We start from the raw sequence: 20865 nt of genomic DNA, 5'->3' as shown, positions 1-20865 counted from the left end.
TCCGGCCTCCCTGTCAGAGCGTCTGTTGCTTGCTTGCGGTGCGCATCAGCCACTGCCCGGCCTCAGCCGCGCAGGGCGGCATCGATGTCCAGCGCCGCGTCGCGTCCCTCGGCCACCGCGGTCACGGTCAGGTCCTCGCCCCCGGCGGCGCAGTCGCCCCCGGCCCAGACGCCTTCGATACCCGTCCGCCCGGCCCCGGTGACGGCAATCTTGCCACCCGCGATGGTCAGCCCCTCGGGGGCGCCCATCAGCGTCTGGCCGATGGCCTTGAACACCTGATCGGCAGCCAGTGTCACCGTCTCGCCCGTGCCGGTCACGGTGCCGTTCTCGACGGTGGTGTATTCCAGCTCGATGCCGCTGACCGCACCCTCGCCCAGAACCCTGACGGGACGGACATTGAACATCAGCCGCACCCCGCGAGTCGCGGCCAGATCCTGCTCGTAGCGGCTCGCCGGCATCTCCGCCCGGCTGCGCCGATAGGCGATGGTGACGTTCTCCGCCCCCAGCAGCCTTGCCTGTACCCCCGCATCGATGGCCGTCATGCCGCCACCGATCACCACCACGTCGCGCCCCACCGGCACAGAGGCCAGATCATCGGCCTGGCGCAGCTCGGCGATGAAATCCACCGCGTCGCGCACGCCGGCCAGATCCTCGCCCGGGACGCCCAGGGCATTGACCCCGCCCAGGCCGATGGAAAGGAACACCGCGTCGTGATCGGCGCGCAGCCCCTCCAGCGTCAGCCCCTTGCCCAGAGCGCGGCCGGTCTCGATGCGGATGCCGCCGATCTTCAGCAGCCAGTCCACCTCGGCCGCGGCGAAGCCGTCTACCGTCTTGTAGGCGGCGATTCCGTATTCGTTGAGCCCACCGGGCTTTTCGCGGGCCTCGAAGATCGTCACCTCGTGCCCGAGCATCGCCAGCCGATGCGCACAGGCCAGCCCCGCGGGGCCAGCACCGACAACCGCCACATGCCGCCCCGTGGCGGCAGCGCGGGAGAAGGGGTGCACGCCCTTTTCCATCAGCCGGTCGGTGGCAAAACGCTGCAGGCGGCCGATCTCGACCGGGTGCCCTTCGGCCTCTTCGCGCACGCAGGCGGATTCGCACAGGGTCTCCACCGGACAGACCCGCGCGCACATGCCGCCCAGGATGTTCTGCGACAGGATCGTCCGCGCTGCCCCTTCCGGGTGCCCGGTCTGGATCTGGCGGATGAACAGCGGAATGTCGATGCCCGTGGGGCAGGCCTCGGTGCAGGGGGCATCGTAACAGAAATAGCAGCGATCCGCTGCCACCGCCGCCTCGTGCGGGTCAAGCGGCGGGTGAAGATCGCTGAAATTCGCGGCCAGCTGTTCGGCCGGAACCCGGCCGGCACGAATGCCGGGCGCCAAGGGGCCATTCGCCATCTCGTGTCTCCCTGAAGGTCGTTTCCTTTCCCCCAGAGTGCCACAATCTGAAATTTTATCAATTGGTAAATTTTACCGATCGGTAAAAATCGTCGAGCGGGCCGGGTTTCACGGAATCGGCATTCCCTGCCGGTTGAACTTTCCCCGATCCTTGTCGAGATCGTCGTAGGTCAGCTCCACCTCGACCATCGCCACCGAGCCGGCCGGAAAGGCCCGGTAAGGAAGGCCGTCGGTTTCCAGAACCGCGTTTGGCGTCGCCAGGTCCATGTGGCAGGGGGGCAGCGGCCAGGGCTCGGGCGGATTGCCGTTGATCCCGACCTTCAGTTCGAGCAACCCGCAGCGCCATGCCCAGATCTGGGTGACATAGACCAGGTCCTGCCCGTTGAACGGGCGCACCGTGATCCAGCTGGATTTCGTCGCTCTCAGGATCGGCTTGACCTCGACGGCGGTGGTGAAGCGCCCCGTGGGCACCTGCGGCTCGGGCTGGAGCGCCGGTTTTTTGGGGGCGAGGAAGACCGGCGCGCTGCCGCCCTCCGAAGCGGCAGTGGCGGGCGGGGCAAGGAAAGCCGGCGGCGGGGACGCCGTGGCCTGTTGCGTCCCGGCCCGCGCGATGTTGTCGCCCGCGCCCCCTTCGGGCGAAGCCGGCAAGGCCCGATCGGCGACGGTCGGGGCCGGGGGGGCAGCCTGCGTTTCGGACGCGGTTTCGGAGGGGGCCGTGCCGGGCGCCCCCGCCTGCGGCTGCGCCGCATGAACGGCGGCCGCCAGCATGAAAAGAATGATCTCAAGCATCGACTTGCCTCCGGCGCTTGCCGTTCCCGCCCCTTGCGAAAATCCGAGGGCGAAAATCCGGGGTTTTTGCCTCTTTCCCTTCAATCTATACTGCCCGAAAGATCCCGAACGGGCGCCCTTGCGCGGCGGCCGGGAGATCCCGGGGCGGACAGGGGCAGTATGGCAAAGAAGAGAGCATCACGCCAAGCGTTCAATATCCTCGTGATCGGCCAGCATGGCCGGTTGCAGTACGAGGCGGTGCTTTTCGCAGCTTCCCTGCGCCATTGCAGCCCGGATTTCGCCGGGCGGCTTTTCGTCGGCGTCCCGCAACCGGGGCCGAACTGGCCCGAGGATCCATCGATCCGAAACGGCCAGGTGCTGGAGGCGCTCGACCGGCTGGGGGCGGAGATCCTGCCCTTCGAGAGCCGCGCCTTCGGCGCCAGCTACCCCCATGGCAACAAGATCGAGGCGCTGGCGGCGCTGCCCGCGGGCGAGCCCTTCGTGTTTTTCGACACCGATACGCTGATCCTGGACGATCTAGACCGGGTGCCTTTCGACTTCGACCGCCCCGGCGCCTCGCTGCGGCGCGAAGGGACCTGGCCGCAGCCCACCCTTTACGGCCCCGGCCATGCGGGCATCTGGAAATCGCTCTATGACCGGTTCGGGCTGGATTTCGACAGCAGCCTGGATCTGACCCAGCCCGACGGCTACTGGAAGCGCTATCTCTATTTCAACGCCGGCTGGTTCTTTCATTCCGACCCGCAGGCTTTCGGCGCGCGATTTCTGGAATATGCCCTGTCGGTGCGCGACGATCCCCCGCCCGAGCTGGTGGGGCAGAGCCTTGACCCGTGGCTCGACCAGATTGTCCTGCCGCTGGTCATCCATTCCTTCGGTGGCGGGCGGGACGTGTTGCCGGAGGGGCTCCTGGACGGCGAAGTAACCTGCCACTACCGGCATTTCCCGCTGCTCTATGCCCGCGAGAGCGACCGGGTGGTGGAGGTGCTGGAAACGGTGGCCGCTCCGAACCGGATCAAGAAGGTGCTGAAGGGGCACGAGCCGATCAAGCGGATGGTCTATCAGGGCCGGGGCCGGAAGGTGCGGGCGCTGTTCGACCGGGACAACCTGCCACGCAAGGAGCAGGCGATCCGCAACCGGATCAGGGCGGCGGGGTTCTGGATGCGGTGAGGGCCCGCGCGTGCCCAAGGGGGGCTCTGCCCCCCGCCTTCGGCTCCCCCCGGAGTATTTCAGGCAAGAGGAAGGCGGCGGCGCTTGTCCGGCGCGCTGCATATATCTGAAAAACAGAATGATTTTCGGTGGGCGTTGTGCCGGTTGCGCGAATTCAATAACTGTTGCCGGGACATTCGACATCAGAGGGGATTCACCATGTCCGACGCTGCCGGTTACGGTTTCGACACGTTGCAGATTCACGCGGGCGCCCGGCCCGATCCGGCCACGGGCGCGCGGCAGACGCCGATCTACCAGACCACGGCCTACGTGTTTCGCGACGCCGATCACGCGGCGGCGCTCTTCAACCTCCAGGAAGTGGGATATATCTACTCGCGTCTCACCAACCCCACCGTCGCCGTGCTGCAGGAACGCATCGCCACGCTGGAGGGCGGCGTGGGCGCGGTGTGCTGTTCCTCGGGGCATGCAGCTCAGATCATGGCGCTGTTCCCGCTGATGCAGCCCGGGCGCAACGTGGTGGCCTCGACCCGGCTTTACGGCGGCACGGTGCAGCAGTTCTCCAACACCATCCGCAAGTTCGGCTGGTCGGCGAAGTTCGTGGATTTCGACGACCTCGACGCGCTGCGCGCGGCCATCGACGACGACACGCGGGCGATCTTCGGCGAATCCATCGCCAATCCCGGCGGCTATGTCACCGACATCCCCGCCGTGGCCGAAGTGGCGCAGGAAGCGGGGCTGCCGCTGATCATCGACAACACCTCGGCCACGCCATGGCTGTGCCGCCCCATCGAGCAGGGCGCCACGCTGGTGGTGCATTCGACCACCAAGTATCTGACCGGCAACGGCACCGTGACCGGCGGCGCGGTGGTGGATTCGGGCAATTTCGACTGGTCCGCCGGCGGCAAGTTCCCCTCGATGTCCGAGCCCGAGCCCGCCTATCACGGACTGAAGTTCCATGAAACCTTCGGGCCCCTTTCCTACACCTTCTACGGCATCGCCATCGGCCTGCGCGATCTGGGCATGACCATGAACCCGCAGGCGGCACATTACACGCTGATGGGGATCGAAACGCTGAGTCTGCGGATGCAGCGCCACGTGGAGAACGCGCGCAAGATCGCCGCCTGGCTCGAGGCCGACCCGCGGGTCGAGACCGTCACCTATGCCGGGCTGCCCTCCTCGCCCTGGTACGAGCGGGCGCAGAAGCTCTACCCGAAGGGCGCGGGGGCGCTGTTCACCTTTGCCGTGAAGGGGGGCTACGATGCCTGCATCCGGCTGGTGGATTCGCTGCAGATCTTCAGCCACGTGGCCAATCTGGGCGACACGCGCTCGCTGATCATCCACCCGGCCTCGACCACGCACCGCCAGCTTACGCCAGAACAGCAGGAAGCCGCCGGCGCCGGCCCCGGCGTGGTGCGCGTGTCGATCGGAATCGAGGACCCGGACGACCTGATCCGCGACCTCGACCAGGCACTGGAAAAGGCCACCGCCTGAGACCGGGCCGGGGTGCAAATCCGCAAGGCCGCACCCCGGCATCAAGGCCCGGTGTCAGAGCTTGCGTATCCAGATGCTCTGCGCCCGCCCCTGCATCAGGAACGGCAGGGCGGCCACCGCATCGGGCCGCTGCCGTTGCAGGTAGTAGCCGGGCCAGAGCATTTCGTACCCCCCGCCCTGCAGCAGCGCGTGCAGAAGATACTGCTCCCCCCAGCCGGGGCAGTCGTGGAAGAACCGCTTGGGGTATTCCCAAGGCAGAAACACGTCGTGGACATGGATCACCACGCCGGAGGCCAGCGCCGGGATGAGCCGGCAGAACAGTCGCGCCACGTCATTTGCCACGCGAACCTCGTGACTGGAATCGATGAACAGCACGTCTCCCACCTCCAGTTCCCCGAACAGCGCCGGATCGACCTCTTCCAGCCGCTTCTGCTCGAACCGGTCCACCAGATGAGCAATGTCGGCGCGCGGCCGGGGATCGATGGCGGTGATGACGGTGTCCAGCCCGCCATCGAGCGCCGCCTGCCGGGTGATGCGGGTGGAATTGCCGCAACCCACCTCGATCACGCGCCGCGGCGCAAGGCGGCGGATCATCAGATAAAGCACCTCGGCATCGGGACTGTCATACCAGCCGTTTCCCGACACATAGCCGGTTTCCGTCCCCCCCGGATCGGCCAGCCGGGCCAGGGCCTCGGCATGCTCCCCGCAGGCCGCCACCATGGGCGAGGGATCGAAATCCGCCATCCCCGGTGACAAGGCATAGACCGGCCGATCCAGCCCACCGGCCCGTTCGAAGGCCATCAGCCGGGCGCGCTCTTCCCTTTCGCGCCCGAGATCCGCGATCTTCACATCAAGTTCTTCAAGCAATGCGTTGATCTTGTGAAATTTTCGTCTGGCCATGAAATCATCTCCGGCATTTTCGTCAAGTGACGATCTGCATAGGCAGCTGCACAGCCCCGCGCAAGCCGCTTCCACACCACCCCTTCCTCTTGCCGAAAATACTCCCGCCGGAGGCACGCGCGCAGCGCGTTCCCGGGCCCTGGCCGATCAGCGCTCGGCAATGCGGGTTCCGGTCAGCCGCGCATGTTCCAGAAGCGCGAACCGGTCGGTCATCCCGGCAATGTAGTCGGACACCACCCGCGCAAGCCCGACCTCACCCTCGGCCCGTGCCACGTCGCCCTGCCACGGATCGGGCAGCAGGGCGGGATCGTCCATGTAAAGCGGGAAAAGCTCCTCCACCACCCGCCGCATGCGGGTCCGGATTTCCATCACCGATGGCGCCCGGTACATATGCCGGAACAGAAATGCGCGGATCTGCTCCAGATCGGCCCATAACGCATCCGAAAACCGCACCAGCGACCGCCCGGCCGCCCGGATCCCGCCCGCATCCCGCGCGCCGCTGGCGGCCAGCAGCGCCCGCGAGCTGTCGATCACATCGGCAACCATCACCCCGAACACCCGCCGCAGCGCCTCGTGCCGGCGACGGTGAAGGTCAAGCCCCGGCCAGCGCCGGTCCACCTCGCAATAGGCATCACGGATGATCGGCAGCGCGGCAATCTCCTCGTCGGTGAAAAGGCCCGCGCGCAACCCGTCATGCAGATCGTGGTTGTTGTAGGCGATGTCATCCGCCAGCGCCGCCACCTGGGCCTCGGCGCTGGCATGGGTCTGCAACTCCAGATCGTGCCGGGAAACATATTCCGCCAGCGCCCAGGGCAGTTCGCCCGTGACCGGGCCGTTATGCTTGGCGATGGCCTCCAGCGTCTCCCAGGTCAGGTTCAACCCGTCGAATTCGGCGTAATGCCGCTCCAGCTCGGTGACGATGCGGATGGCCTGCGCGTTGTGATCAAACCCCCCGAAAGGGGCCATCAGCGCATGCAGGGCATCCTCGCCGGTATGGCCGAAGGGCGGATGGCCCAGATCATGGGCCAGCGCCACTGCCTCGGTCAGCTGCTCGTCCAGACCCAGCGCGCCGGCGATCGTGCGCGCCACCTGCGCCACCTCGATCGAATGGGTCAGCCGGGTGCGGTAATAGTCGCCCTCATGCTCGACAAAGACCTGGGTCTTGTGCTTGAGCCGCCGAAAGGCGCTGGAATGGATGATCCGGTCCCGGTCGCGCTGAAAGCAGGTCCGGAAATGGCTTTCCTCCTCGGCCACCAGCCGACCGCGGCTGCGGGCCGGATCGCAGGCATAGGGCGCTCGCATCTGCCGTGTTGTCCTTGTCGCCTGTCCCTGCGGTTTCTATATTGCACCACGCGACAGATGGAAACAGCCGGAGACGCCCCCCATGCAACTGCCCCCCAAGGTTACCGACCGCGCCTTTGCCAGGCTTGCGGAAATCGGCGCCGCCGAGCAGGGCCAGGCCCTGCGCGTCGCGGTCGAGGGCGGCGGCTGTTCGGGGTTCCAGTACGCCATCCAGCTCGACACCCCGAAAGAGGGCGACCTGGTGCTGGAAGGCCACGGCCAGAAGGTCGTAGTGGACAGCATGTCCCTGCCCTTCCTGTCCAACGCGGTCATCGACTTCACCGAGGAACTGATCGGCGCGCGCTTCGTGATCGACAACCCGAACGCCACCTCTTCCTGCGGCTGCGGCACGTCGTTCTCGATCTGAATCCCCCCGCCCGGCCCCGAATCCGATTGACTCCGTACCATGGTACGGGGGCTAAAGCATGTCGCGCGTGATCGGGTTCGGCCACGCCCGCCGCATCAGGCAGGCAACCGCCCGGGCGGTGGGCGCGACCGGGCGGAAGAAATGTGCGGAAGCGCCACATGCCCCGGCGGCACGGGCGGGCGGATGACGGGAGGCACGGGAGCGCATGAAACGATTCGTCAAACGCTGGCTGCTGCCGGTCTTCGGCGCGGGCGTGGCGCTGTGGCTGATCTTTCGCCTCTACGGGGGGCTGGATTTCGCCCGCTTCATGGAGGGGCTGGGCGCCGCGAACCCCCTGTGGCTTGCGGTTCTCGGCGCGGCGATCCTGCTGGAGCAGCTTCTTTCAGGCTGGAAGTGGCGCCAGATCCTGGCCGATGTGAAACTGGTCGGCACGCTTCGGTTGACCGGCGCGCTGCTGGCCGGATATGGGGCCAATGTCCTTGTGCCCGTGGGCATCAGCCCGCTGGTGCGGGCCTGGCTGGTGGCCCGCCTGGACGGGCTCAGGATGGGCACGGTGCTGGCCACCACCGTCATTGCCCGCTTTCTTGACGGCGTGGTCTTTGCGCTGTTTGCCGGCCTGGTGGCGGCTTCGGGGCGCATTCCCCGGATCGAAGGCGACCTGCGCCTGGGGCTGAGCATCGCCGGGGCGCTGAACCTCGCCCTGTTCGGAGGGCTGCTGTGGGTTCTGTTCCGCTACCGTGAGATGTTCCTGCGCGACGGGCCGCTGGCGGCGCGGATCTTCGATCGCATTGCCCGGCGGCTGGGCACCAGCGGCCCCCAATTGCGGGCCGCACTGGCCGACGGCATCATCTGGCCGCGCGAGAGCGCCCGACGCATCGCCGCCATTGCCGCTGCGGTGCTGGGCAAGCTGGTGGCAGCCACCCATTTCCTGTGGGCAGGCCTTGCCGTCGGCGTGGTGCTGAGCCCGTGGGACTATCTGTTCCTGATGGTATTTGCGGGCTTTGCCATGGTGCTGGGTCGTTTCGTGCGGATCCCGGCCAGCTTCGTCTTCGGGGCGGGATTCGCGCTCAAGGCGTTGGGGGTGGCGGACGAGCCGGCGCTGCTGATGATCCTGTTCAGCTACATCTTCACCGTCATCCTGATGGTCGGCGTGGGGCTGGTGGTGCTGTGGCAGTCGGGCATCGACATCTCGCGCGCGCGGGCCGCTGCACAGGCAAAAGCAGAGGCGGAGACGGAACATGCCAGCAGCTGAGCGCGATGCGGTGCTGCTGCGCCGCCGTTTTCGCCGCATCGCCGGGGCGGGAGCCGCCTTTCAGGGCGGCTCGGCCGCCGTGGACAGCGCCACAGTGGTGGCCAGCCTCGTGCACATGCTGACCGGCAGCGCGCTGGCGGTGGGATATGCCAGCGCGGTGCTGCGGCTGGGATGGCTGCTGTCGCAGCTGCCGGTGGGCTACCTGGCCCAGAGGGCACGGCGGCGGATGCCGTTCTACGCCTTCGGCGCCTATGGCCGGGCGGCGGCGGCGGCAGCCATCGCGGCGCTGCTGTGGTGGGGGTCGGACTGGCCGCAATTCGACTGGCCGCCGGTGCCGCTGGTCACCGGGTTCCTGGCGCTGTGGACACTCTACGCCTTCATCAGCGGCGTGGTCGCGGTGCCCTACAACGACATCGTCGGCCGCGCCATCCCCTCGCACCGCCGCAGCCGGATGCTGGCCTGGCGGTTCTTCGGCGGCGGGCTTCTGGCCATCGTGGTGGCCGCCGTCTTGCGAATGACGCTGGAGGTGATGCCGCCTCTGAAGGCCTATGCGCTGGCCTTCGCCATGGGGGCGGTGCTGATGCTGGTCTCCTCCACGCTGTTCGTCTCGGCAGGCGAGCCGGAACCGGCCCCGCGCGCGGGCCGCCCTGCTGCGCGGCCGGCCGGGATCGGGGCCTTTCTGCGCGAGGGGCTTGCCACCTTCCGTGCCGACCGCGACTTCCGGCTGTTCGTGATCTTCCAGTGGCTGGGGTCGGCCACGCTGATGGCGCTGCCCTTCTACATCGTCGCCGCCCGCGAAAGCGGCGTCACGCTGGCCGGAACCGGCACGCTGCTGGGGGCACAGACGCTGGGCGCGCTGGCCTCGAACCCGCTGTGGGGACGGGTCGGAGACCGGATGGGCAAACGCGCGCTTCTGCGCCTGGTGGCAATGGTGCGGCTGGTGCCTCCGGCGCTGGTGCTGGTGGTGGCGGGCACGGGGGCCGGCATGGCGGGATTTGCGGCGCTGTTCTTCGTCATCGGCGCGATGATGAACGGGGTGACGATCGGCTATCTGGGCTATCTGATGGAAATATCGCCCGATGATCGCCGCCCGGCCTATTCGGCATGGTTCAACGCCCTTGCCGCCCCCGCCGCGCTGTCGCCGCTGCTGGGGGCGGCACTGGTGGGGCTGATCGCCACCCCAGCGGTCTTCGTTGCCGCCATTGCCGCGGCGCTGGGCCAGCTCGCCGTGCTGTCGCGGATGCGCCGGAGCTGAGCCCGCCGCGCCGCCATTCAGCCGCGCAGGCGCCGGCCGGGCACCGCCCCCGCAGGAGAGAGGGCAAGGCCTGGCCATCCGGCCCCGGCCCGGCTATTTCGTCACGATCTCGGGCCCCATCAGCGCGTTGGGCAGCACCGTGGACAGCCACGGCACGTAGGTCACGAGGATCAGGAACACGAACAGCACCGCAAGGAATGGCAGGGCCGCCCTGACCACCCGCATCATCGGCATCCCCGCCACACCCGACGTCACGAACAGGTTGAGCCCGACGGGCGGCGTGATCATCCCGATCTCCATGTTCACCACCATGATGATGCCGAGGTGGATCGGGTCGATCCCCAGCTCGATGGCGATGGGAAAGACCAGCGGCGCCACGATCACCAGAAGCCCCGACGGCTCCATGAACTGGCCGCCGATCAGCAGGATCACGTTGACCACCACCAGGAACATCACCGGCCCCATGCCGGCGCCAAGCAACGCGTTGGCCACCTGCTGGGGCACCTGTTCCTCGGTCAGGACCTGCTTGAGAATCAAGGCGTTGGCGATCACGAACATCAGCATGATGGTCAGCTTGCCCGCTTCGAACAGGGTGTTCACAGTATCGCGGTGGAAGAACGCGGTCACCAGCGCCGCGGGCCGCTCCAGCAGCGTCAGGTTGCGCCCCTCGCCATCGCCCTTGAGCGGCCCCATGTCGCGATAGATGAAGCTGGCCACGAAGAACGCGTAGACCGAGGCCACGGCGGCCGCCTCGGTGGGGGTGAAGAAGGCCCCCGTAAGACCGGGAATGCCGTAGATCCCCACCATGATGATGACGATCAGCATCAGCCCCCAGAAGGCCTCGCGGAAGCTGTCCCAGACCTCGCCCCAACCCTGCCAGTCGCCCTTGGGCATGCCCTTGATGCGGGCCATGACATAGATCGCGACCATCAGCATCACCCCGGCCAGGATGCCCGGAATCACCCCGGCCAGGAACATCCGCCCGACCGAGACCTCGACCGAGGCCGCATAGACCACCATCACGATCGAGGGCGGGATGAGAATCCCCAGCGTGCCGGCATTGCAGATCACCCCGGCGGCGAAATCCTTGGTATAGCCGGCCTGGCGCATGGCCGCGATGACGATCGAGCCGATGGCCACCACCGTGGCCGGGGACGAGCCCGACAGCGCCGCGAACAGCATGCAGGCGAACACCCCCGAAATCGCCAGCCCGCCGCGCAGATGCCCCACGCAGGCCACCGAAAAGCGGATGATCCGCCGCGCCACGCCCCCCGTGGACATGAACGAGGAGGCAAGGATGAAGAACGGGATCGCCAGCAGGGTGTAGTGCCCCTCGAAGGCGGAAAACAGCGTCTGCGCGATCGAGGCCAGCGAGCTGTCGGAATAGAGCAGCAGGAAGATGATCGAGCTGAGCCCCAGCGACACCGCGATCGGCACCCCGAGAAACAGCATCCCGATGACAAGAGCGAAAAGCAGAGCAACGGTCATCGGATCAGCCCTCCCCGCGGATGCGGGCATCCGCCACGTCGTCTTCGGCCTCGTGACTGGCGATCAGCCGATCGATCTCGCCCCGCCAGATCCGCGCCGCCGCCTGCACGAAGCGCAGCAGAAGCAGGGCCATGCTGAAGGGAAGAACCGCATAGGGGATGAAACGGGGAATCTTCTCGTAGGCTTCGCCGTCATTCATCGGCCCCTCGATGAAGCGCAGCCAGTCGGGCATGGGGATGTCATTGGTCTCGTACCAGCCCTTGGGGCGGAAGCGGTCCTCGAATCCCAGCGGGAACCAGCGCCCCTCGGTCTGCGGCAGGTTGGCGAAATTGGCCCAGTAGTCCCACGCCCCCTTGAGCAGAAGGAAGGCAAACGCGATGCACAGCGCCACCGAAATCAGCGCCAGCACCCGGCGCGCGGGGCGCGAAAGCATGTTGATCGCCGCATCCACCCCCAGATGCGCGTTCTTCTTGACCAGGTAGGACGCCCCCAGAAGCACCAGCCAGGCGAACAGGAACACGGTCAGCTCCAGCCCCCACAGGATGTTGGAATTGAACGCCTTGCGCGCGATGACATTTGCGAATGTGATGACCGTCATCAGCCCAAGGATCACCGCGATCAGCGTCTCCTCCAGACGGTCGATGAATGAACTGCCACGGCCCTGCATCGGCCCTCCCCCCGTCCTGAACTGTTCGAGAACACGAAAAAATGGGCGCGGCGGACTTCCGCGTTCCGCCGCGCCCGTCTTCGGTGATGGATCACATCTTGGCGTTGATGGCCTGGGCGGCGTCGATGTTTTCCTGCCCGACATCACCCTTGAACTTTTCCCAGACCGGCTTCATCGCATCGACCCATTCCTGGCGCTGCTCGGGGGTCAGGGTGCGCACCACCCCGCCGGCGTCGATGATCGCCTGCTTGGCGGCCTCGTTCACGGCGGTGGATTCCTTGTTCCGGGTCTCGGTGACCTCCTTGAGGATGGTCAGGAACTGCTCGCGCACATCGGCCGGCAGGCTGTCCAGCCAGTCCACGCTGGCCACCACCAGATAGTCGATGATGCCGTGGTTGGTCTCGGTCACGCCGTCCTGGACCTCGAAGAACTTCTTGCCGTAGATGTTGGACCAGGTGTTTTCCTGCCCGTCCACGACGCCCTGCTGCAGCGCGCCATAGACTTCCGAGAAGGCCATCTTCTGCGGGATGCCGCCGATCGCCTCCATCTGTGCCACCAGAACGTCTGAGCTTTGCACGCGGAATTTCAGCCCCTTGGCATCCTTGGGGCTGATCAGCGGCCGGTTGGCCGACATCTGCTTCATGCCGTTATGCCAGTAGGCCAGCCCCTGAAGGCCGCGCTTCTGCATCGAATCGAGCAGCGCCTGACCGGCGGGCGAAGCCTGGAAGGCATCCACCGCGTCGATGTTCTTGAACATGAAGGGCAGGTCGAAGATGCGGAACTTCTTGGTGAACTTCTCGAACTTCGACAGCGACGGCGCAGCCAGCTGCACGTCGCCCTGCAGCATCGCCTCGAGCACCTTGTTGTCGTTGTAGAGGGTCGAGTTGGGATAGACCTCCATGCACATCTTGCCGTCCATCTCGGCGTTCACCCGCTTCTTCAGCAGCTCGGCGGCAATCCCCTTGGGGTGCTTGTCGGTGTTGGTCACATGGCTGAACTTGACGACGATCTCGCCATCGTCACAGCCTTCGGGATTGGCCTGGCCGGTCGTGGCCATGGCGGCCAGCACCAGCGCCGTGGCGGCGGTGGTCAGAAATTTCTTCATGGGTCTCCTCCGGTTCTCAGAATTCAGTTTCGGAATACTGGGCGCGGCAACGGGCGCCGGACGGCCCCGGCCGCGTCGGAGAAAGTGAAGCGAGTCGCGGCGAATCGCTCAACATTTTGTTTGCCGATTCGGCGAAATCATGAATTTTGACGCTACTTCAATGACATGAGAGATCTTCCGCGCATATCCCATCAAAGTGACGCTGCGTCCTGTGCGAAATCCCGCACAGGCTTCAGACCGGTTTGTGCGGAAATCCGCACAGATCAGCGCCGATAGTCCTCGGGGCGAATCCCGTATTTCGCCAGCTTGTCGTAAAAGGTCTTGCGCGGCAGCTTGAGCGCCTTCGCCGCTTCCGAGGCCCGCCCCTTCTGGCGTCCCAGCGCCGCCACCAGCAACGACCGTTCGACCCGGGCAAGCTGCTCGGCCAGCCCCAGTTCACCCGATGAGACCGCCTCGTCCGGCATGCCCAGGACGAACCGCATGGCCGCGCTCATCAGCGAACGGGCGTTGCCGGGCCAGTCCCGCGCCATCAGGGCGGCGACATGTTCGGGGGTGACCTCGGGCGGGTCGATTCCGGCCTGCTCGGCCGCCTGATCCACATAGTGGCGAAAGAGTACCGGGATGTCCTCGGGGCGCTCGGCCAGAGACGGGATGCGTACCTGCCCCACCTGCAGGCGGAAGAACAGGTCGGTCCAGATGACCGATTCGTCCAGCGCCGTGGTCGATCCCGCCACCAGCCGGGCGTCGCACCCCTCTTCCAGCGCGGCGACCAGGGCGATCTGGCTGTCGGGCGGCAGCCGGGCGATTTCGTCCAGAAACAGCGTGCCCCCCGCAGCCGCGGCCAGCGCCCCGGACAGGGCGGCGCGGTAGAGGTCCTGCGCGGCGCGCTTCTCGAACGGCGCCTGCGCGCGGGGCGAGCACAGGTGGATCACCTCGGCCACCTTGGGAATGCCGCTGCCCGGGGGGCCGGTGACCAGAACCTCGGTGGAAAGCTGCGCCAGCTTGCGCACCCGCGCGCGCAGCCCCTCGGCCAGGTCCGATACCCCGAAGATCAGCCGCGCCGCCGGGTCCCCGGATTCGCGCCGGGCACGCTCGGCACGGGCGTCAAGCACCCCCCGGCGACGGTCCAGCGCCGCATGAAGAACCGCCAGCAGGTCAGCGGGGGCACAGGGTTTTTCCAGAAAGTCGAAGGCCCCCTGTTCGACCGCGCGCAGAGCCATCGGAATGTCCCCCTCGCCGGTCAGAAGCACCACCGGCAATTCCTCGTCCACCTGCCGCGCATAGGCCAGAAGGTGAAAGCCGTCGCGCCCCGGCATGCGGATGTCGGAGAGGATCACCCCGGGGAAATCGCGGGTGATGTGATCCTTCGCCGCCACGAACGAGCCGGCCGTGATCGGGTGCAGATCGGCCAGCTCCAGCGTCTGGGCCAGCGCTTCGCGCACCGCGCGGTCGTCATCCACCAGCAGCACGGTTCCGGTCATGCCGCCCGTTCCTCCTCTTGCCAGCGTTCCAGCGTCACCGCGAATTCGGCCCCCCCGCCCGGCGGGTTGGAGCCACGGATGTCGCCGCCGAAGCTTTGCACGATCCCGTAGGAAATCGACAGCCCCAGACCCATCCCCTCGGAGGCGCCGACCTCCTTGGTGGTATAGAAGGGTTCGAACACCTTGTCCGGCATCGCGAGCCCCGGCCCGGTATCGCGCAGCCGTACCACCACGCGATCGCCGCCCGTCTCGATGCGCAGGCCGATCACCTTGCGGGTGCTGCCGGCCATGGCATCGACGGCATTGGTGATGAGATTGACAAAGACCTGCCCCAGCCGCACCTCGCCGCCCCGCACCCAGATCGGCCCGGACGGAGGGGTGTAATCCAGCACGATCCCCTCCTGCCGCAGCCGCGCCCCGGTCAGGTCGATGGCCGAGGCAAGGATGGAGACAAGATCCACCCGTTCGGCCGGCACGCTTTCCTGCCGGGCGAAGGCGCGCAGGTTCCTGATGATCCGCCCCATGCGGCGGGCCAGCTCGGAAATGCGGGCAAGGTTTTCGGCGGCCACATCGGTGCGGCCGCGCTCAAGAAACTGCGCCCCGTTCTCGGCGAACGAGCGGATCGCCATCAGCGGCTGGTTCAGCTCGTGGCTGATGCCGGCGCTCATCTGCCCCAGCGCGCTGAGCTTGCCGGCCTGCACCAGATCGGCCTGGGCCTTCTTCAGCGCCGCCTCGGCCTCGTGCCGTTCGGCAATCTCGCGGCGCAGACGCTGATTGGCCTCGGAAAGTTCCCGGGTGCGCGCAGCGACTCGATCCTCCAGCACCGCATTGGCCCGCGCCAGCGCCCGGCGGCGTTCGGTGACCAGATACAGAACCGCCCCGAAGGCCAGAAAGATCGCCGCCACCGCCGCCGCCTGCAGCGCCGCCAGCCGGCGGGCGGGGGCGACATCGATCAGCACCTCTCCGATCAGGCCGATCACCGGCAGCGCCTTCGACAGGTGCAGCGCAGCGGCAGGAATGTAGGGCCCCCAGTCGGCCTGCCAGATCTCGTGCGGGCCGATGCGCCCGGCCCGGAAGGCGGGCGCCGGACCTGCCGAAGGCGCCAGCCCCCCGCCCCCGGCCGCGCGCCGCCAGAACAGCAGTTCCGAGCGGTTGGAGATGAACACCTCGCCACCCTCGTCGGTGAAGAACACCACCGGCGCGCTGCCGGCCCATGTCTGCTCCACATCCTCCACATCGGCCACCACCACCAGCGCGCCGCGCACGCCGCCTCCGCGGGCAAAGACCGGCGCCGCATAGGAATAGACCCGCCGCCCCTCACGCAGACCGTGGTCCGAGCCCAGCGCCCCCTGCATGGCACGGCGGAAATCCGCGGTCCCGGCCACGCTTTCGCCGCCCGCCCCCCGCGCAGCCACCTGCACCACGCCCGAAGCATCGGCATAGAAGATGTCCCAGGCCGAGGTCTTGTCGGCCACCTTCCGCAATGTCTCCCGCGCCGCCGCCCGGCCCGCCGCATCGGCCAGATCGCGCAGCGCCGGGTGATCGGCCATCAGCACCGCCAACTCGCGATAGACCTGCAGCTGGGTGCTCAGCCGGTCGCTGGCCAGCGCCAGGTCGGCCGCCCCGCGCAGCGCCTGCCGGTCCAGTGCCTGCAGATAGCCATAGCGCCACACCCCGGCGGCAAGCGCCGCCACGGCGACCAGAAAGGCCGGAACGATCCAGCTGAGCCCAGCTCGCAACCCCGTCATGGCGGGCAGGTTAGCGCGACCCGGGCAGAGATTGAACCCGCAGGCCGCGCGCGCCCCCGGCCCTGAGCCATGCGCCGGCAGACCAATCTGCCCCTTCCCCCCCGGCCCGATCCGGTCCATAACGCGGCCATGCTGAAGACCCGCATCATTCCCTGCCTCGACGTGGCTGACGGCCGCGTGGTCAAGGGCGTCAATTTCGTCGATCTGGTGGATGCCGGCGATCCGGTGGAATCGGCCCGCGCCTATGACGAGGCCGGCGCCGACGAGATCTGCTTTCTCGACATCCACGCCAGCCACGAAAACCGCGCCACCATGTTCGACGTGGTCACCCGCACGGCCGAGCAATGCTACATCCCGCTGACCGTCGGCGGCGGCGTGCGCAGTCACGAAGACGTGCGCGACCTGCTGCTGGCCGGCGCCGACAAGGTCAGCTTCAACTCGGCCGCGGTGGCGCGCCCCGACGTGGTGGCCGAGGCCGCCGACCGCTTCGGATCCCAGTGCATCGTGGTCGCCATCGACGCCAAGACCGTGGCCCCGGGCCGGTGGGAGATCTTCACCCATGGCGGGCGCCGCCCCACCGGCATCGACGCGGTGGAGTTCGCCCGCACCGTGACCGCGAAGGGGGCGGGAGAGATCCTGCTGACCTCGATGGACCGCGACGGCACGCGGGCGGGTTTCAACATTCCCCTGACCCGTGCCATCGCCGATGCGGTGGACGTGCCGGTGATCGCCAGCGGCGGGGTGGGCACCCTGCAGCACCTGGTCGAAGGCGTTACCGAAGGCCATGCCAGCGCGGTGCTGGCCGCCTCGATCTTCCATTTCGGCGACTACACCATCCGCGAGGCCAAGGAATACATGGCCGCCGCCGGCATCCCCATGAGGCTGACATGACCGCCGACACGACCATCCTGCACGACCTGGCCGCCACGATCGCGTCCCGCCGCAACGCCGACCCCGACAGCAGCTGGACGGCGAAGCTGCTTGCCCGGGGCCCCGAAAAATGCGCCGAGAAATTCGGCGAAGAGGCGGTCGAGGCGGTGATCGAGGCCGTCCGCGGCGACCGTGCCGCGCTCACGCGCGAGGCGGCGGATGTGCTCTATCACCTTCTGGTCATGCTGGCCGCGCGCGAGGTGGCGCTTGACGACGTTCTGGCCGAGCTTGCCCGCCGCCGCGGCACGAGCGGGCTTGAGGAAAAGGCCGCCCGCCGGCGCTGAGCGACGGCGCATCGACATGGCGGCGGCCGGCAGCCTTTCGACGGAACTCGCCGACCCGAGGGGAAGAGGGGAAGGCAGAATGCTTCCCCCTTCCTCTTGCCCGAAAATACTCCGGGGGTAAACGGGCCGCAGGCCCGGAGGGGGCAGAGCCCCCTCGCCCGAAGGCGTGCGGGACATGTCCCCGCCGGGACCCTTCCCGCAGGCTGCCGTCAGCCGGACGCAACTCCCCGCACGCCGTTTCGCCCGGCCTTCGCGGCCCGGGGCTGGTCGCGCGGTCACAGCTTCGAGGAAATCACCCCGGTATTGAAACCGCCCATGCGCAGTTCTCCGAACAGGCGCTGGTATTCGATCTTCGGGCAGCGGTTCTGGATCACCGTCACCCCGCGCGCCTCGGCCCGGGTCGCGGCCTGGGGGTTTTCGACCCCGATCTGCATCCAGATGGTTTTCAGCTCGGGGAAGACCTCCAGCGCCTCGTCCACGATCGGCCCCACCAGCTCCGATCGGCGGAAAATGTCCACCATGTCCACCGGTCGATCGATGTCGCGCAGCGTGGCGCACACCGTCCGGCCGAACAGCATCTTTCCGGCATGTCCGGGATTGACCGGGATCACGGTGAACCCCTTCAGCGAAAGATAGCGCGCGACGTAATAGCTGGGCCGCACGGGGTTCATCGATACCCCGACCATGGCGATGGTCCTGGTGGTGGAGAGGATCTTCTTGAGCAGCTCGTCGGAATAGTCAGGCATGGGCGCAAACTAGTGCGCGAAAGGGACCACGTGAAGCCGAAAAAGAAAGGCGCCCGAAACTGGGAAATTCCGGGCGCAAGGTATGGAACGAGGGACAGTGAAATGACCTGCGGCAGTTCCGGTCCGCGGTCACTGTGTCATTTAGGCCATCGTTGCGAAAAAAGAAGGGGGGATCGCGGCTTTGTGATTGATTTTCCGGAATATTATTCGATTTCTGACACTTCGCCCGTATCAGCCCCGTATCAGCGCTGCAGAACCATGGGCCAGTTGGCCTCGGCCAGGGCCAGGTTTCCGGGAATGTCGCGTGCCCAGATGCGGAACATCTCGAAACTGTGGACGAGGTAGAGCTTGCCGTTCACGATCTTCCACGCCCTCGGATCGGCGCTGTCCAGATAGCCGCGCGACAGCGCATAGGCGCAATAGCCGCCATATTGCGGCGCATAGGCGCGCGGGTTGGCCTCGAACCTGTCACGGTTGGCCTCCGAGACGAATCGCCAGATCGCCCCCTTCCATTCCAACTGGATGTCCGGCCGCCCCGGCACCGGAAGCCCTTCGGTGAAATAGGCCACCGCATCGTATCCGCCGATGGCAACGCCGCTTTCGGCGTGAAAGAGCGGCGCACCGGCGCGCGCCTCATTCACAGGCGTCAGGGCCGCGAACAGGCTCAGAACCGAAACGATCAGGGCACGAAGAAACATCTCCACTCCTCGGGCGGCGACAGCGCAGGGCAATACTGCCTATTTCAGCCGCCGCCGGAAAGATCGCCTGACACGGATGTGATCAGGTTTTCCCGGACGTGATCCGCTCCGCCTGCCGCCGCGAGGCGTAAAGCGCCACCGCCGCGGCATTGGACACGTTCAGCGACCCGAAACCGCCGGCGGAGTCGATCCGCACCAGCTCGTCCACCACCTCTCTCGTCCGCGCCCGCAGCCCCGGCCCCTCGGCCCCCAGAACCAGCGCCACCGGCTGCGCGCGCCGCCCTTCCAGCGCCTCCTCGATGCTGCGCGGGGCCTCGCCGTCCAGCCCCAGCACCACGAATCCCATGCCTTGCAGCGCGCCGATGGTATCGGCCAGGTTGCGCACACGCAGATAGGGCTGACGTTCCAGCGCGCCACTGGCCGCCTTGGCCAGCGCCCCGGTTTCCGGGGCCGCGTGGTGGCGGGTGGCAATCACCGCGCTGGCGCCGAACACCTCGGCCGAGCGCAGGATCGCGCCCACATTGTGCGGATCCGTCACCCGATCGAGCAGCACCACCCGCGGCGCCGCACGCCCGATCACCACGTCCTCCAGCCGTCCCCAGTCCAGCGGCCGCACCTCAAGCGCCGCCCCCTGGTGCACCGAGCCGGGATCGAGCGGCGCCGGAAAGGCGCGCGCATCGGCCAGTTCGGGTTCGATCCCCGCCTGCGAGATCGCCTCGGCCAGCTTGTCGCGGGCGTTCTTCGTCACGATCAGGCGCAGCTTTTCCCGGCGCGGATTGCACAGCGCATCGCGCACCGCGTGCAGGCCGAACAGCCACACGGTTTCGGCGCCGGCGGCCTTGCGCCGGCGTTCCTTCTCGATCACCCATTTCGGTTTTTTCATCGCGCGCGATCCCGGCTGATTGATGTGGCGGAGCGGACGGAATTTCGCGGATTTTCCTGTTGACGCCCCTGTGCGGCGCTAGTAATCACGCCCCCGCACCGGGTGCAATGGCAACCGGCGCGGGCGACGTGCTGCAAGGTGCGGCAGCGGACTGTAACTCCGCCGGGGAGACCCATGCCTGGTTCGATTCCAGGGTCGCCCACCACTTATCACCCCCGACATCTCCCGCCGGTCACGACCGGGGCCGACCGGTCGCGGTGCCGGCATCCCGGGCCGAAATCCTTGCCGCCGCCGCTTCAGGCGACGTCGGCCACGCCTTTGCCGACAGCGTCCACCACCCATGCCTCCAGCGCATCGAGATCCGCCTCGATCCTCTCGGCCACTCCGCCCGAAAACTCCACGAACCTGTCCTCGTTCAGCCCGTTCACCCCGGCCAGAACCGGGATGCCGCGCAAGATCGCCTCGCCGATCAGCGGACGGAAACCGCGCCCGTCGGCTTCATGCTTGCCGAACTTGTTGACGATCATCAGCTGCGGGTCGTCCTTCTCGATCGTCGCCCCGACCAGCGCCACCGCGCGCTCCAGCTCGGCCGGGTCCAGCCGGCAGCCGCGCGATTCGCTGCCCAGCGACTGCGAAATCCGGATCGTGTCGCCATCGGGCAGAACCCGAAGGTCCATGTCGCACCTGGCATTGTCGGCGCATTCCGTGTTGGTCTGCACCACCCCCGACAGGCGCATCCCCTGCGCCAGAAGCCGCGCGGCCAGCGCGCTCAACAGCCGGTCGGTGGCGCCGCGCGCCTCACAGATCACATAGCCCAGTTTCATGGCCCCATTTCCCCTCTGCATGGCCCGTTCGGACACTGGATATCACCCGGCGGCG

Annotated in this window: 20 protein-coding genes and 1 tRNA gene; 8 read left to right on the top strand and 13 right to left on the bottom strand. The window is 67.3% G+C overall.

Going from position 1 to position 20865, the window contains the following annotated elements:
• Positions 1–62: 62 nt before the first annotated feature.
• Together ACZ5CM_RS07065 and ACZ5CM_RS07060 are read right to left on the bottom strand one after the other, a co-directional pair.
• Entirely contained in the window at positions 63–1397 is a 1335-nt protein-coding gene (locus tag ACZ5CM_RS07065; RefSeq protein ID WP_464642138.1) for an NAD(P)-dependent oxidoreductase, read from the bottom strand.
• 108 nt (positions 1398–1505) lie between these two features.
• Positions 1506–2186: a hypothetical protein gene (locus tag ACZ5CM_RS07060; RefSeq protein ID WP_464642136.1), complete on the bottom strand. Its 681-nt coding sequence runs from the start codon at positions 2184–2186 to the stop codon at positions 1506–1508.
• Between the two features lie 159 nt (positions 2187–2345).
• Between ACZ5CM_RS07060 and ACZ5CM_RS07055 the strand changes: the two genes are divergently transcribed.
• The gene (locus ACZ5CM_RS07055; protein WP_464642134.1) at positions 2346–3350 is read left to right on the top strand and encodes a hypothetical protein; all 1005 of its coding nucleotides are present in this window, start codon (positions 2346–2348) and stop codon (positions 3348–3350) included.
• A 198-nt stretch (positions 3351–3548) separates the two neighbouring features.
• Entirely contained in the window at positions 3549–4841 is a 1293-nt protein-coding gene (locus tag ACZ5CM_RS07050) for an O-acetylhomoserine aminocarboxypropyltransferase/cysteine synthase family protein (protein WP_464642132.1), read from the top strand.
• A gap of 54 nt (positions 4842–4895) precedes the next feature.
• Here the strand turns inward: ACZ5CM_RS07050 and ACZ5CM_RS07045 are convergent, their stop codons facing one another.
• On the bottom strand, positions 4896–5741 hold the full coding sequence (locus tag ACZ5CM_RS07045; protein WP_464642131.1) for a class I SAM-dependent methyltransferase: 846 nt from the start codon (positions 5739–5741) through the stop codon (positions 4896–4898).
• A 147-nt stretch (positions 5742–5888) separates the two neighbouring features.
• Positions 5889–7043: a deoxyguanosinetriphosphate triphosphohydrolase gene (locus ACZ5CM_RS07040; protein WP_464642130.1), complete on the bottom strand. Its 1155-nt coding sequence runs from the start codon at positions 7041–7043 to the stop codon at positions 5889–5891.
• Between the two features lie 82 nt (positions 7044–7125).
• Here ACZ5CM_RS07040 and ACZ5CM_RS07035 point away from each other — a divergent pair, with 82 nt between their 5' ends.
• From ACZ5CM_RS07035 to ACZ5CM_RS07025, 3 genes are all read left to right on the top strand, one after another.
• Entirely contained in the window at positions 7126–7449 is a 324-nt protein-coding gene (locus ACZ5CM_RS07035) for a HesB/IscA family protein (RefSeq protein ID WP_464642128.1), read from the top strand.
• 205 nt (positions 7450–7654) lie between these two features.
• The gene (locus ACZ5CM_RS07030) at positions 7655–8701 is read left to right on the top strand and encodes a lysylphosphatidylglycerol synthase transmembrane domain-containing protein (RefSeq protein WP_464642127.1); all 1047 of its coding nucleotides are present in this window, start codon (positions 7655–7657) and stop codon (positions 8699–8701) included.
• A complete protein-coding gene (locus tag ACZ5CM_RS07025) occupies positions 8688–9956 on the top strand; it encodes an MFS transporter (RefSeq protein ID WP_464642125.1) in 1269 nt (422 codons plus the stop codon). Before ACZ5CM_RS07030 ends, ACZ5CM_RS07025 begins: the two co-directional genes overlap by 14 nt.
• A gap of 93 nt (positions 9957–10049) precedes the next feature.
• On the opposite strand, the gene ACZ5CM_RS07020 is transcribed toward ACZ5CM_RS07025, so the two are convergent.
• The 5 genes from ACZ5CM_RS07020 to ACZ5CM_RS07000 all read right to left on the bottom strand — a co-directional run bounded on the left by ACZ5CM_RS07020 (position 10050) and on the right by ACZ5CM_RS07000 (position 16445).
• Positions 10050–11444, bottom strand: coding sequence for a TRAP transporter large permease (locus tag ACZ5CM_RS07020; protein ID WP_464642123.1), 1395 nt, complete (start codon positions 11442–11444; stop codon positions 10050–10052).
• Between the two features lie 4 nt (positions 11445–11448).
• Positions 11449–12111: a TRAP transporter small permease gene (locus ACZ5CM_RS07015; RefSeq protein WP_464642122.1), complete on the bottom strand. Its 663-nt coding sequence runs from the start codon at positions 12109–12111 to the stop codon at positions 11449–11451.
• Positions 12112–12202: 91 nt separating this feature from the next.
• Positions 12203–13216, bottom strand: a complete 1014-nt coding sequence (locus ACZ5CM_RS07010) for a TRAP transporter substrate-binding protein (protein WP_464642120.1) — start codon at positions 13214–13216, stop codon at positions 12203–12205.
• 263 nt (positions 13217–13479) lie between these two features.
• The gene (locus ACZ5CM_RS07005) at positions 13480–14697 is read right to left on the bottom strand and encodes a sigma-54-dependent transcriptional regulator (protein ID WP_464642118.1); all 1218 of its coding nucleotides are present in this window, start codon (positions 14695–14697) and stop codon (positions 13480–13482) included.
• Complete coding sequence (locus tag ACZ5CM_RS07000; protein ID WP_464642116.1) at positions 14694–16445, bottom strand: sensor histidine kinase; 1752 nt, start codon at positions 16443–16445, stop codon at positions 14694–14696. Before ACZ5CM_RS07000 ends, ACZ5CM_RS07005 begins: the two co-directional genes overlap by 4 nt.
• A gap of 129 nt (positions 16446–16574) precedes the next feature.
• Between ACZ5CM_RS07000 and hisF the strand changes: the two genes are divergently transcribed.
• On the top strand, positions 16575–17336 hold the full coding sequence (gene hisF, locus ACZ5CM_RS06995) for an imidazole glycerol phosphate synthase subunit HisF (protein ID WP_464642115.1): 762 nt from the start codon (positions 16575–16577) through the stop codon (positions 17334–17336).
• Entirely contained in the window at positions 17333–17659 is a 327-nt protein-coding gene (locus ACZ5CM_RS06990) for a phosphoribosyl-ATP diphosphatase (protein WP_464642113.1), read from the top strand. Before hisF ends, ACZ5CM_RS06990 begins: the two co-directional genes overlap by 4 nt.
• Positions 17660–17934: 275 nt before the next feature.
• On the opposite strand, the gene ACZ5CM_RS06985 is transcribed toward ACZ5CM_RS06990, so the two are convergent.
• The 3 genes from ACZ5CM_RS06985 to rlmB form a co-directional block, all read right to left on the bottom strand.
• Positions 17935–18405 carry a CoA-binding protein gene (locus tag ACZ5CM_RS06985; RefSeq protein ID WP_464642111.1) on the bottom strand — a complete coding sequence of 157 codons (471 nt, stop codon included), beginning with the start codon at positions 18403–18405 and terminating at the stop codon, positions 17935–17937.
• 242 nt (positions 18406–18647) lie between these two features.
• Positions 18648–19103 carry a YHS domain-containing (seleno)protein gene (locus ACZ5CM_RS06980; RefSeq protein ID WP_464642109.1) on the bottom strand — a complete coding sequence of 152 codons (456 nt, stop codon included), beginning with the start codon at positions 19101–19103 and terminating at the stop codon, positions 18648–18650.
• An 82-nt stretch (positions 19104–19185) separates the two neighbouring features.
• On the bottom strand, positions 19186–19986 hold the full coding sequence (gene rlmB, locus ACZ5CM_RS06975; RefSeq protein WP_464642107.1) for a 23S rRNA (guanosine(2251)-2'-O)-methyltransferase RlmB: 801 nt from the start codon (positions 19984–19986) through the stop codon (positions 19186–19188).
• Between the two features lie 121 nt (positions 19987–20107).
• Between rlmB and ACZ5CM_RS06970 the strand changes: the two genes are divergently transcribed.
• A tRNA-Tyr gene (locus tag ACZ5CM_RS06970) sits at positions 20108–20191 on the top strand.
• 91 nt (positions 20192–20282) lie between these two features.
• Here the strand turns inward: ACZ5CM_RS06970 and ACZ5CM_RS06965 are convergent.
• Positions 20283–20810, bottom strand: coding sequence for a DUF2478 domain-containing protein (locus ACZ5CM_RS06965; RefSeq protein WP_464642105.1), 528 nt, complete (start codon positions 20808–20810; stop codon positions 20283–20285).
• Between the last annotated feature and the right edge of the window lie 55 nt (positions 20811–20865).

This window comes from Piezobacter thermophilus (genome assembly GCF_055386745.1).
This window is presented reverse-complemented; position numbering and strand designations above follow the sequence as displayed.